General features: G+C 34.8%; 10 protein-coding genes and 1 pseudogene. 9 read left to right on the top strand and 2 right to left on the bottom strand.

The features are described from left to right. Positions 1 to 2: 2 nt before the first annotated feature. The 5 genes from atpG to GQR59_RS17475 all read left to right on the top strand — a co-directional run bounded on the left by atpG (position 3) and on the right by GQR59_RS17475 (position 3,988). Complete coding sequence (atpG, locus tag GQR59_RS17495) at positions 3 to 869, top strand: F0F1 ATP synthase subunit gamma (RefSeq protein WP_160064814.1); 867 nt, start codon at positions 3 to 5, stop codon at positions 867 to 869. Between the two features lie 28 nt (positions 870 to 897). Continuing rightward, entirely contained in the window at positions 898 to 2,295 is a 1,398-nt protein-coding gene (atpD, locus tag GQR59_RS17490) for a F0F1 ATP synthase subunit beta (RefSeq protein WP_025565305.1), read from the top strand. 15 nt (positions 2,296 to 2,310) lie between these two features. Further along, positions 2,311 to 2,730 carry a F0F1 ATP synthase subunit epsilon gene (locus tag GQR59_RS17485; RefSeq protein ID WP_160064812.1) on the top strand — a complete coding sequence of 140 codons (420 nt, stop codon included), beginning with the start codon at positions 2,311 to 2,313 and terminating at the stop codon, positions 2,728 to 2,730. 689 nt (positions 2,731 to 3,419) lie between these two features. Continuing rightward, positions 3,420 to 3,605: a hypothetical protein gene (locus tag GQR59_RS17480; RefSeq protein WP_160064810.1), complete on the top strand. Its 186-nt coding sequence runs from the start codon at positions 3,420 to 3,422 to the stop codon at positions 3,603 to 3,605. A gap of 170 nt (positions 3,606 to 3,775) precedes the next feature. Next, positions 3,776 to 3,988, top strand: a complete 213-nt coding sequence (locus tag GQR59_RS17475; protein WP_160064808.1) for a hypothetical protein — start codon at positions 3,776 to 3,778, stop codon at positions 3,986 to 3,988. A 500-nt stretch (positions 3,989 to 4,488) separates the two neighbouring features. Here the strand turns inward: GQR59_RS17475 and GQR59_RS17470 are convergent, their stop codons facing one another. After that, positions 4,489 to 4,644 (bottom strand): DUF4223 family protein, encoded by a 156-nt coding sequence (locus GQR59_RS17470; RefSeq protein WP_025565303.1) that lies wholly within the window; start codon positions 4,642 to 4,644, stop codon positions 4,489 to 4,491. A gap of 367 nt (positions 4,645 to 5,011) precedes the next feature. After that, positions 5,012 to 5,704, bottom strand: a complete 693-nt coding sequence (locus tag GQR59_RS17465; protein WP_160064806.1) for a DUF2161 domain-containing phosphodiesterase — start codon at positions 5,702 to 5,704, stop codon at positions 5,012 to 5,014. Positions 5,705 to 5,993: 289 nt separating this feature from the next. On the opposite strand from GQR59_RS17465, the gene glyQ reads away from it, so the two are divergent. From glyQ to GQR59_RS17445, 4 genes and pseudogenes are all read left to right on the top strand, one after another. Further along, positions 5,994 to 6,899 carry a glycine--tRNA ligase subunit alpha gene (glyQ, locus tag GQR59_RS17460; RefSeq protein ID WP_160064804.1) on the top strand — a complete coding sequence of 302 codons (906 nt, stop codon included), beginning with the start codon at positions 5,994 to 5,996 and terminating at the stop codon, positions 6,897 to 6,899. A 14-nt stretch (positions 6,900 to 6,913) separates the two neighbouring features. After that, on the top strand, positions 6,914 to 8,980 hold the full coding sequence (gene glyS, locus GQR59_RS17455; protein ID WP_160064802.1) for a glycine--tRNA ligase subunit beta: 2,067 nt from the start codon (positions 6,914 to 6,916) through the stop codon (positions 8,978 to 8,980). A 258-nt stretch (positions 8,981 to 9,238) separates the two neighbouring features. Further along, entirely contained in the window at positions 9,239 to 10,492 is a 1,254-nt protein-coding gene (locus GQR59_RS17450; RefSeq protein WP_160064800.1) for a valine--pyruvate transaminase, read from the top strand. A gap of 1,706 nt (positions 10,493 to 12,198) precedes the next feature. Next, positions 12,199 to 13,097 (top strand): annotated as a pseudogene (locus tag GQR59_RS17445) (IS630 family transposase); the annotation flags it as partial. Positions 13,098 to 13,176: the final 79 nt, after the last annotated feature.

The raw sequence follows: 13,176 nt of genomic DNA, 5'->3' as shown, positions 1-13,176 counted from the left end.
AAATGGCCGGCGATAAAGAAATTAGAAATAAGATCGCGAGTGTGAAAAATACTCAAAAGATTACTGGTGCCATGGAAATGGTTGCAGCATCAAAGATGCGTCGTGCGCAACAGCGTATGCAAAGCAGTCTTTCTTATGCAGCGACTATGCGCAAAGTGATCGGTCATATCGCATTAGGTAACTTGGAATACCATCACCCTTATCTTGAAGAAAGAGAAGTTAAACGTGTTGGTTATATTGTCATTTCAAGTGATCGTGGTTTATGTGGTGGTTTAAACATTAATTTGTTTAAACCAGTTATCCAAGAAATGAAAAAGCACAGCGAAGCTGGTGTTGAAGTTGATTTAGCCGTTATCGGTTCTAAAGCAAAAAGTTTCTTTGGTAATTTAGGCGCTAACATTGTTGCTCAAGCTACGGCTTTGGGTGATGCACCCGCAATTGATGATTTAATCGGTTCGGTAAAAGTAATGTTAGATGCTTACGATGAAGGTAAACTTGATCGTTTATATATAGTGAACAATAAATTCGTTAGTACCATGGTACAAGAGCCTACAATTAGTCAATTATTGCCTCTGCCAAAAGCAGACAGTGATAATGAAGTTGCCGCCCATCACTGGGATTACATCTACGAAGGTGATGCTAAAGATATTTTAGATTCACTATTAGTTCGTTATGTTGAATCTCAAGTGTATCAAGCGGTAGTTGAAAACTTAGCGTGTGAACAAGTTTCACGTATGGTTGCAATGAAAGCTGCAACAGATAACGCAAGTGACTTGATTGAAGATTTACAACTTGTTGCCAACAAAGCACGTCAAGCTGCAATTACTCAGGAACTTTCTGAGATTTGTGGTGGTGCGGCTGCGGTATAATTTTAATATAGATTTTAGAGGATCAGAAATGAGTTCAGGTAAAATCGTACAGATTATCGGTGCTGTTGTGGATGTTGAATTTCCACAAGAAAGTGTTCCGAATATATACAGTGCACTGATCGTGACTGAAAAAAACCTAACAATGGAAGTGCAGCAACAAATTGGCGGTGGCGTTGTACGTTGTATCGCTATGGGTGCTTCTGAAGGTTTGAGTCGTGGTTTAGAAGTTACTGATACTAAACATGCAATCACAGTACCTGTTGGTACGGCTACATTAGGCCGTATCATGAACGTATTGGGTGAGCCGATTGATGAATGTGGTCCTGTTGTTTCTGATGAACAATACGAGATTCACCGTGCAGCTCCTTCATATGAAGAGCAGTCAGCATCAAATGAAACACTGGAAGTAGGTATCAAAGTTATCGACTTAATCTGCCCATTCGCAAGAGGTGGTAAAATCGGCCTATTCGGTGGTGCTGGTGTTGGTAAAACAGTTAACATGATGGAACTTATCAATAACATCGCACTTAAACATTCAGGTTTGTCTGTTTTTGCTGGTGTTGGTGAGCGTACTCGTGAAGGTAACGATTTCTACTTTGAAATGCAGGAAGCTGGCGTTGTAAACGTTGAAAAACCTGAATTATCAAAAGTAGCAATGGTGTATGGTCAAATGAATGAGCCACCAGGAAACCGTTTACGTGTTGCTCTGACTGGTCTTACTATGGCTGAGCGCTTCCGTGATGAAGGTAAAGACGTACTTCTATTCATTGATAACATCTACCGCTATACACTAGCAGGAACTGAAGTATCAGCTCTACTAGGTCGTATGCCATCAGCCGTTGGTTACCAACCAACACTTGCTGAAGAGATGGGTGTTTTACAAGAGCGTATTACCTCTACTAAAACGGGTTCTATCACTTCTATCCAAGCGGTATACGTACCTGCCGATGATTTAACGGATCCCTCTCCTGCAACAACCTTTGCTCACTTAGACGCAACTGTTGTACTTAACCGTAATATCGCATCAATGGGTTTATACCCAGCGATTGATCCGTTAGATTCAACGTCACGTCAACTTGATCCATTAGTTGTTGGTCAAGAGCATTACGATATTGCACGTGGTGTACAAGGTATTTTACAGCGTTATAAAGAGCTTAAAGATATCATTGCTATCCTAGGTATGGATGAGCTTTCTGAAGAAGATAAGCAAATCGTATCTCGTGCACGTAAAGTTGAGAAATTCTTAACTCAGCCTTACCACGTAGCTGAAGTATTTACAGGCGACCCAGGTATTTACGTACCGCTTAAAGACACATTAGCTGGCTTTAAAGGTTTGATTGCTGGTGAATACGACGACATCCCTGAGCAAGCGTTCCTATACGTAGGTGCAATTGAAGAAGCTGTCGAAAACGCTAAAAAAATGTAACAGCTGGAGGTTACTATGGCTAAAGCAATGACCACACATTTAGATGTTGTAAGTGCTGAAAAATCTCTGTTTTCAGGGCTTGTTTCACACTTATCAGTATCTGGTCAAGAAGGTGAACTAGGCATTATGCATGGTCACACGCCATTACTGACACCAATTAAGCCAGGAATGGTTCAATTGATGAAACAAGATGGTGGCGAAGAAGTCATTTATATTTCAGGCGGTTTTCTTGAAGTACAGCCTGGCGGTGTTACTGTATTAGCTGATACTGCAATTCGCGGTCAAGATCTTGACAAAGCGAAAGCAGAAGAAGCAAAACGCGCTGCTGAAGCACAAATGTCAAATCCTAATAAGGATATTGATTTTGCTCTTGTTACTGCTCAACTTGCGCAAGCAGTTGCTCAGTTACGTGCTATTAAGTTAACGCGTAAGTAGATATTTAAACTTTCGTTAAAAAGGCGGCCTTAGGTCGCCTTTTTTATTTAATTTGCTTAAATTGCGTATATTCACAGTCTGCAATTCAGCATCCATAATTAAACACTCACTTACTCTACACCCTATTTTTCCAACAAAAAAACACATAAATAATACATAACCTCAGTTCTGAATAAGTAAAACGATACAATACCGCTATTCCCACGGATGCCTGCGTTAAATTATCTATCAATAACCCGTTATTGCTTCAATAATTTGCCTTGAACTACGCAAAACTAACGGCACCGTATAGTAATATATATAACTTTTTGATTTTAAATGTAATTCCACTTTCATTAACCAGAATTGAGGTTACATAGTTTAATTGTGGAATAACGGTATTAGTTAATTAAATAGCAGATTTTTGATACTGAATAGCATTTTCCATTGTGGTTTTTATATTAGGTATACTCAGTGATAGCAATATAACTGCAGAAGTATATTAGATAGTAGCTCGAAAACCTTTAGTAAATGGACCTAAATTAATATAACAATACTTATTCTGTGTACAGTATTTGTACTGTTGTTGATAGTGGATTATGATTAAAGGTAATTGAAACTTCTCTATTTTTGTATTTATAGCTCCGTTGTAGTTTGGTTTTGATGGTCTAATATTTAGTTATCATTACTTTGAAATTCAAGGTGTAACTATGATCAACAATAAATTAAAAGGCATTCTCAAAGAAGTTACCAACCTAAACTACCCTGACCTTAAAAAGCTACGGCATGAGGTTGAAAATAACATCTCAAATAATCGAACTGGTAAAGCAATAGCAGAGCATGAAAATCGTGTTTGCAGTTGCCCTTATTGTGACTCTGAGCTTATTAATAAGTGAGGAGTCACTAAGCAAGGCATTAAGCACTTTAGATACGCTCTATTTTCAACACCTTTCTACCGTATGATAAAATCAGAAAAATAGATTAATTACTCTAATTTAATGTGGAACGGCACTTCACTCAGAAAGTATGCCTCTCTTTTAGATATAAACCTTAAAACAGCTTTTCGATGGCGTCATATTTTCTTATAGCAACCTTTGGCTATAAACCCTCTAATTTACATGGAATTATTGAAGCCGATGAAACTTTTATTGCAGAGTATTTTAAAGGTAAAAGAAAAATTTGTAGACCAGCCCGAAAGCGAGGTGGTGGCAATATTCCTCAAGTCCCTATTATCATGGTATTAGATAGAGCTGGAAATATAGTGCACAAGGTTATCTAAAATAACATAAAAGAAAATATTGAGACCGTTTTAACCCTATTATCTCAGAAGGTTCCGTGTTGTGCACAGGTGGTAATATATCCTACATAGGCATTGCCAAAGGCTTGAACATTGATCATAAAAGACTAATTACTTTTGATAATCAACGTATTATTGAAAGCGTACATCATCTTCAAACATTAAATAATTATATGATGTGCAGGAAGTCTTGGCTTAAGGAGTTTTGTGGCCTAGGTACAGCTTATTTAGATAATTGGCTAAGTTGATTTCGTTTTATGGCACAAAATGAAGCTCATTCTGAACAGGCATGGGTTGAATGTGCACTTTAAAACTAACAGAAAAAATACAAACAACACTTAAGTGAAACAGAGCCATATTTATACACGCGGTATTATATATTAACGGAGTTTATCGAGATTGAGAAAATAATAAAGGTAGTTATAAAAACGCACCCATAAGAGAGTGCGCTTTAATATTAATATCAGAATTTGATATTAATATTATTCTCCACATGCACCGATAGCAGCAGGAATAGAAAGAGCTGGAACTAGTAAGTAATCCATAGAACAGTCTTTAGCGCTGTTGTAAGTAGTACCAGTACAACCTGCAAGAAGAATTACGGCTACAGCAGCTACTGCTAACTTAATAGATTTCATGTTATATCCTTATTTTATATTTAAATTCAAACAATCAAATTATTGTCAGTGGGAATATAACTTATCATATAGAAATTGGCTATTAAATATTTTATTTAAAAAATATAATAAAAATCTATGGCTAAATAATAAACTATAATAATATAAAAAATTAAATGTTTGATAATTAATGTTTTTTTGTTTATTTTGTTTATTTTTCGAACGAGTTGTTGAGGTTGATTATATATTAAACAACTGAAATGTATGTGTTAATAATATAATTTAATAGATTTTAAATATAGCTTTAGGTTTTTATTATTAGATAATTAAATTAGTATTAATTTATATGTTGCCATCTGCTTTTTTGGATGTTGAATAAGTAAGGTGATCAAAAAATAGGTGTTTTTATTTTTAGCTGCCATTCTGGTAATTCTGCTTTACCTTTATCCGATAATTTATAAATGCCGCGTTCTACTTTATTAAACCATCCATAATAATTACTGTAGAGAAACTGTGTTGCTTGCTGCTCGTCAATTGTCTTTTTGATTTCAGCACCTGATGCTATATCCGTTTTAGATAAGTATTCGGCTATACGTATACATCGCTGTCGATAAGCGGTTAAACCTGCTTTTTTTGTTGTTGAACCACCTTTTTGAGTGTCGCCTTGGCGTAGACTAAATTCTTTTAATAATGCTGATTGTTTACGTTTGTTTTTTCTAGGTTGGTATTCTTTAGGGTCACTAATAACTTCAACATATTGTTGTTTTTCTTGTATATCTACAACAATTAAACCTAACCCTAAACGTGCAACTAGTTTTTTGATTTGTTTACTTTTGGTTTTATACATTGGCGTTTGTTTAGGGATGGCAATGTAGACTATATCGGCTAAAGTAAAACGATCGATCGATTGTAATAATAAGGTAATGTTGAGCGTTAATTTTAATTCGATAATAATAATTTCATCGTCTTTTTTAGCGACAATATCACATTGCTTTATTTCACCTTTAACTTCGTAACCTTGTTTATTTAAAAAGAGTTTAATAGGTAAATAAAGATCACTCTCTTTTAATCTTTTAAGCATTTTAATTCACTTTTTTATTTCAATTTAGAGCTTATTTTAAGCTTAAAAGTCTACCCTATTTATTGGCTTTTTGTTTGTTATCTATTGTGCCAGTTAATATATTTACTTATTGAGTTTGTAATTTATTCGATACTCTCAATTAGTTGTATTAAAATCATTCAATTTTTGTTTCTTATACTGAGTTAATATTACGTTGTAAAGTTAGCGTATACATCTATTGCCATTGGTATAATCGGCATCAATAGGTATAATGGATTTCATTTTTTTTAATCAACTCGAAGCCTAAATCATGCAAAAATTTGATACAAAAACATTCCAAGGGCTGATTCTTGCGTTGCAAGACTTCTGGGCTCGCCAAGGTTGTGCCATTGTACAGCCACTTGATATGGAAGTAGGTGCTGGAACATTCCACCCACAAACTTTTTTACGTTCGATTGGTCCTGAGCCAATGAGCAGTGCTTATGTACAACCTTGCCGTCGCCCTACTGATGGTCGCTACGGTGAAAACCCTAACCGTTTACAACACTACTACCAATTCCAAGTGGTATTAAAACCTTCTCCTAAAAATATTCAAGAATTGTACTTACAATCACTTGAAGAGATTGGTATTGATACTTCTATCCATGATATCCGCTTTGTTGAAGATAACTGGGAATCACCTACGTTAGGTGCATGGGGATTAGGCTGGGAAATCTGGCTAAATGGTATGGAAGTTACGCAATTTACCTATTTCCAACAAGTTGGTGGCCTTGAGTGCTCTCCTGTTACTGGTGAAATTACTTATGGTTTAGAACGTCTTGCTATGTATGTTCAAGGTGTGGATAGTATCTACGATCTCGTCTGGACAGATGGCCCAATGGGTAAAGTAACTTACGGTGATATATTCCATCAAAATGAAGTGGAACAATCTACTTACAATTTTGAACATGCAGATGTTGATGCATTATTTACACAGTTTGATCAATGTGAAAAAGATAGCCAAAAATTAATTGAAGCTAGCTTGCCATTACCTGCTTATGAGCAAGTAATGAAAGCATCACATGTGTTTAACCTGTTAGATGCTCGTCATGCTATCTCTGTTACTGAACGTCAGCGTTATATATTACGTGTTCGCTCATTATCAAAAGCGGTTGCAGAAGCTTATTACGCTAAGCGTGAAGCACTTGGTTTCCCACTTTGTAAAAATTTAAATTAATAGAGGCAAGTTTAATGTCACAAGAAAATTTATTGATTGAGTTGGGAACCGAAGAGTTACCACCAAAATCACTTCGTAAACTTGCAGAGTCTTTTGCTAGCAATATTGAAGCGGAATTAAATAAAGCTGAATTAACATTTGAAAAAGTTAGTTGGTTAGCATCACCAAGGCGTTTGGCAGTAGTAGTTACTAACTTATTGGCAACTCAAGCAGATAAAGTCGTTGAAAAACGTGGTCCTGCAGTTAACGTTGCATTTGATGATAATGGTGTAGCGACTAAAGCTGCACAAGGTTGGGCTCGTTCTAATGGTATTACCGTTGAAGAAGCTGAACGCTTAGTCACTGATAAAGGTGAGTGGCTATTATTCAAGTCAGAAGTTAAAGGTCAGCATATTAATGACTTGATCCCTGCTATTGCTGAGTCAGCTCTTGCTAAATTACCTATTGCAAAACCAATGCGTTGGGGAAGTGAAAGCACACAATTTATTCGTCCTGTGCATACTGTTACTATGTTATTTGGTAGCAAGTTAATCCAAGGTGAATTATTAGGTGTTGTTTCAGATCGTGTTATTCGTGGACACCGCTTCATGGGTGAAGCTGAATTAACATTATCACACGCAGACGAATATGAATCGTTATTAGATGATTCTGGTAAAGTTATTGTTGATTATGAACGTCGTAAAGCGATCATTCGTGAGCAAGTAGAAGCACTTGCTGCTCATGAAAATGGTATAGCTGCAATTGATGATGAACTATTAGAAGAAGTAACCTCTTTAGTTGAGTGGCCAGTAACATTAGTTGGATCATTTGAAGAAAAATTCTTAGCTGTCCCTTCTGAAGCCCTTATTTATACAATGAAAGATAATCAAAAATACTTTCCTGTATTAGATAAAGAAGGCAACTTATTACCGCGCTTTATCTTTGTTTCAAACATTGTGAGTCGTGATCCTAAGCAAGTTGTTTCAGGTAATGAGAAAGTGGTTCGCCCACGTTTAGCTGATGCTGAATTTTTCTTTGAAACAGATAAAAAGAAAACATTAGAAAGCCGTTTAGCTTCTCTATCAACAGTGCTATTCCAAAAGCAATTAGGTACGTTAAAAGAGAAATCTGAGCGTATTAGTGCCGTTGCTGAAAAAATTGCTATTAGCATTCAAGCAAATCCTGAACATGCACAACGTGCTGGTTTATTATCAAAAGCAGACTTAATGTCTGAAATGGTAATGGAATTCCCAGACGTTCAAGGTGTGATGGGGATGTATTATGCTCGTTTTGATGGCGAGCATGAAGATGTCGCTGTGGCGTTAAATGAACAGTATTTACCTCGTTTTGCTGGTGACAAATTACCGACTTCATTAGTTGCATGTGCTGTTTCATTAGCAGATAAATTAGATACGCTGGTGGGTATATTTGGTATTGGTCAAACACCTAAAGGTGACAAAGACCCATTTGCATTGCGCCGTGCTGCTATCGGTCTATTACGTATCATTACAGATAAAAATTTAGATTTAGATATTGTCGATTTGGTTGAAATTGCTAAAACACAGTACGCAGATAAATTAACAAATGATAACGTCGTTATTGATGTTGTTGATTTCTTATTTGCTCGTTTCCGCGCAACTTATCAAGCAAACGGATATTCAGTTGAGTTAATTCAATCTGTATTAGAACGTCGTCCAACTAAACCTGTTGATTTTGAAAAGCGTATTAAAGCGGTTGCTAAGTTCCAAACTTTACCTGAAGCTGCTCCGATTGCTGCTGCTAATAAACGTATTAGTAATATTCTTGCTAAAGTGACAGAGCAAATTAGTAATGAAGTTAGTCAAGATTTGCTTCAAGAAGACGCTGAAATCGCACTTGTTGAAATATTAGGCTCTCTAGAAAGCAAGCTAAGCCCTTTATTTTCAAGTGGAGACTACGAGTCAGCCTTGTTTGAGTTAGCTAGCTTACAGACGCCTGTAGACGCTTTCTTTGATAATGTGATGGTAATGGCGGACGATTTAGCAGTAAAAAATAACCGTTTAGCGTTATTAAACCGTTTACGTAACTTATTTTTACAAGTGGCCGATGTGTCAGTGTTATAAATAAGTTTGTCGGTTTATTTATAAACCGTTAATCGTTCTTATAAAAAGCTCAGTTTATACTGAGCTTTTTTGTTTCACGTGAAACACTGAAACAAAAATATCTTATTTATGTAATATCAATTTCCAATATTTTATTGCTTGTTTAAAGGTATTAAATTTCATTAGTAGTTGCCAGTCTATTGTTTCACATGAAACAATTACGTTATTAAAAGCCTTACGTTTTAATTTTAATTCTCATTATATATTCAGGATTTTTACATGCCCTATTCAACATTTGGAAATAAGTTTACGCAGCATTCAGGTATTACAGAATTAATGGATGATTTAAATGCAGGTGTAAAAGGTGGCGATGACATACTAATGTTAGGGGGTGGTAATCCAGCATCTATACCTGCTATTCAGCAACGATTTACCGATTTAATGCAAACGCTGTTAAATGAAGGAAAGCTAGTTGATACATTAGCAAATTACGATGGACCTCAAGGAAAAGACTCTTTCATTATTGCACTCGCTGAACTGTTTAATGATTTATATGATTGGGATTTATCATCAGAAAATATCATGTTAACCAATGGCAGTCAGAATGCTTTTTTCTATTTGTTTAATTTATTAGCGGGCGATTTTAGTGATGGGAAAAAGCGTAAAATATTATTTCCATTAGCACCTGAGTATATTGGTTATGCGGATGCAAGTGTTTCAGAAGCGTCTTTTGTTGCTGTTCGTCCAAAAATTACAGAATTAGACAATCAACAATTTAAGTACCATGTTGATTTCGATGCTTTAGAAATAACTGATGATATTGGTGCTATCTGTGTTTCTCGGCCTACGAATCCTACCGGTAATGTGTTAACCGATAGTGAAATAGAAAAGTTAGATAAACTAGCAAAACAACATAATATTCCATTAATTATCGATAATGCCTACGGGACACCTTTCCCAAATATTATTTTTGAAGATGTTAAACCACATTTTAACGACAATACTATTTTATGCATGAGTCTATCTAAATTTGGTTTACCAGGTGCACGTTGTGGGATTGTCATTGCAAACCCAACAATTATTAAAGCAATGTCTAACCTATCAGGCATTATGGCGTTATCACCTGGTGGAATTGGACCTGAAATTGTATTACCTTTAGTAAAAAACAAAGAAATTATTACTTTGAGTAATGATGTTATAAAACCTTTTTATCAAGATAAATCGCAAATAGCGATGTCATTGTTATTAAGTAAAATAACTAACAAGAATTTTAGAATTCATAAAGCAGAAGGCGCACTATTTCTTTGGCTTTGGTTTAAAGATTTACCGATCAGTTCAAACGAACTATATAAAAAATTAAAAGAAAAAGGACTTATTGTTGTTTCTGGTCATTATTTCTTTCCTGGCCTTGAGCAAGATTGGCAACATACACATGAATGTATTCGACTTAATTACGCGCAGGAAAGTGATGTTGTAGAACGCGGCATTGATATTTTAGCTTCGGTGGTTAACGAATTATATCAAGATAACTAATAAATAAACTCATCCTGTTTTAGTTGTTTCACGTGAAACAACTAAAATATTCTTTATATCAAACTGTACACTTTCACTATTTTCTAATATTTGAGTCTTTTTTGTATAACCTGGAAACAAAGAAAAGAGTTATCTATAGCATCACATTAGTCACAACTACTTTAACTATCTTTTAAATATAATTGAAACTTATTAACTGCATTTAGTTTTATAATCGTTATTCGATTATGAATACTCAATTAACTAAAAATACTGAATCATCTTTTACAGACATTACTTAATTAGCTTTAGATGTATTCTCTACCACATGGTTAATGAGTTTTTATTTCTCTGTTAAGTTTGATGTTCGAATGGCTAAGGCGTTAACTTCATTTTTACGTTAGTAAATATTCTATATCCTCCTCCATTACTATTATTATGTACTATCAAATTTATTACCGCATCGAAAATAAGTAACTCACCAGTTTTAAAGCATGATTAATAATATTTAATCGAGTCAGTTTCTATTGTTCACATCAATATTTATTGCATACTATTATTCATACGAATGGAATTAAATAAGTGATCAGAGATTGTGTAGGAAAAATTAACACTATTAAGGCGTGAGTTGTAGGAGATAGTTGTTCTCACTTAAAACTCACAATGCAGTTAGGGGGGACTTTAACCAGCAAGAATGATCACCTTATTAATTCTTTTGGTATTCGTATCGCGATTATTTTTCTGATGGTCTATTTATCATTAATCTCTATAACTAAACTTCTTTGAAAAATTATTTACTGACTTTAATAATGAAATTAATTAATGATTCTACCTATTCAAATGAATTATTGATTGGCTACATTAGAAAGTGAGTTAGATAGTTATGTTACATAATTAAAGGGTTATCTAATTCAAGGTATCAGTAATTATACTTATTTTTCATGCTGTAGACCCTCTTCAAGGAACATAGAGCACGTTAGCGTAATAAGTCATGAATATGGTAAGGATTACTAAGATTGAGCTTGTGATGTCTTTGTGAATGCTATAACTAATAATGTAATTAAGTGCAATAAATAATGGATTGATATGGATTCTGATAATGGGTTTTTAATGGGATTTTTTATTTAATTGCTCATTAGTAACGTATCAAGGTAGATAAAAATCGACGAATAAAATATAAGCTTTGAATTTTAGATACTAGCCATCACTACTATTATCATTGCCATTCTTAAAATAAAGTCGAGTAATAAGAAAGTCTTAATATCGTTTACTTTTTAGATTATTACTTTTTAATGGGGGTGATAACGATAAGTTATGAGGCAAAACGTTATTATTAATTATCTAATGTTACCTAAGCCAATCTGACTATCAATAACCGCCATTAACATTTCTGTTGTAAATAGTTTGTTTCACTACTTAGTTTTTCTCTTTCTTTTTAGAATGTATGAAGTGCTTATTTTTTCTAAAAATATGACATTATTTAATGTTGTATTTAAATAATACCGATTACATTAAATAAGTGATTTAAATTTTGCGCAGGAAAGATGAGTTAGTTCAAGGCGAAAGTTGAGCTAAATGGTTGCTCCCTTTACGAAATTTACAACGAAGAAATAAGTTATTTTAACAAGTAAAATAGATAACTTAATTAGTGTGATTGGTATAATGTAGCACTAATACCATTTCCGATAAATATGTGATCTAATTAAGCTTCTTACAAAGGAGTTAATATGAGTCAAAATTTTGCTGAATTAATTAATGCGACAACCAATGCGAGACAACGATTAAAATTACTCGCTGTCTCGCATTTCTTAGAAGGGAAAAGTAGAACTGATATTGCGACTTTTTTAAAGGTAAGCCGTAGAAGTGTCAACATTTGGATTAAAGCATACCTTCATTCTGGGTTAACAGGTCTGGAAGTAAAGCCCCGTAGCGGGAGGCCTCATCGACTCACGCCTGAGCAACTTGCTAACATAAAACAATATGTCATTGATAATGCGATAAAATCAGAAGGAGGCCGTCTGCAGGGGAAGGATATAAAAGAATATATTGAAACAACATTCGGGGTCACTTATCAAAAAACTAATATTTATCATTTACTCAACAAATTAAATCTAAGCTGGATACAACTCGCTCTAAGCACCCCAAACAATCAGAAGAAATCCAAGCATCTTTTAAAAAAATTCCAAATAAATACGATCCTTAAGATCCCTGGGCATGTTCATTTAAAAGATGTACATATTTGGTTTCAGGATGAGGCTAGGTTTGGTCAACGTAATACAACAACTAGGATATGGGCAAAAAAAGGAACCAGCCAAGGGCCATTCAGCAGCAACAATTTGAGTATGCTTATTTATTTGGCGCGGTCTGTATCAATACAGGTCAAACCGAGGCATTAGTAATGCCTTACAGTAATAGTGAAGTGATGAAGGTTCATTTACGCTTAATTTCTGATGCAACCCCAAAGGGAAAATATGCCGTTGTAATAATGGATCGATCCAGTTGGCACCAGTCGTATTTAGCTGAAGAGTTTACTAATTTAACGATCATTCACCTCCCTCCGTATTCTCCTGAATTGAATCCAATCGAACAAGTTTGGCATTGGATGCGGGATAATGAAATCGCGAATAGATGCTTTGACGGTTATAACGATATTGTCAATAAATGTTGTGATGCTTGGAATCGCTTCAGTGAAGATAAAAATAGAG

The sequence above is a fragment of the Psychromonas sp. L1A2 genome, from assembly GCF_009828855.1.
Classification (GTDB): Bacteria; Pseudomonadota; Gammaproteobacteria; order Enterobacterales; family Psychromonadaceae; genus Psychromonas.
This window is presented reverse-complemented; position numbering and strand designations above follow the sequence as displayed.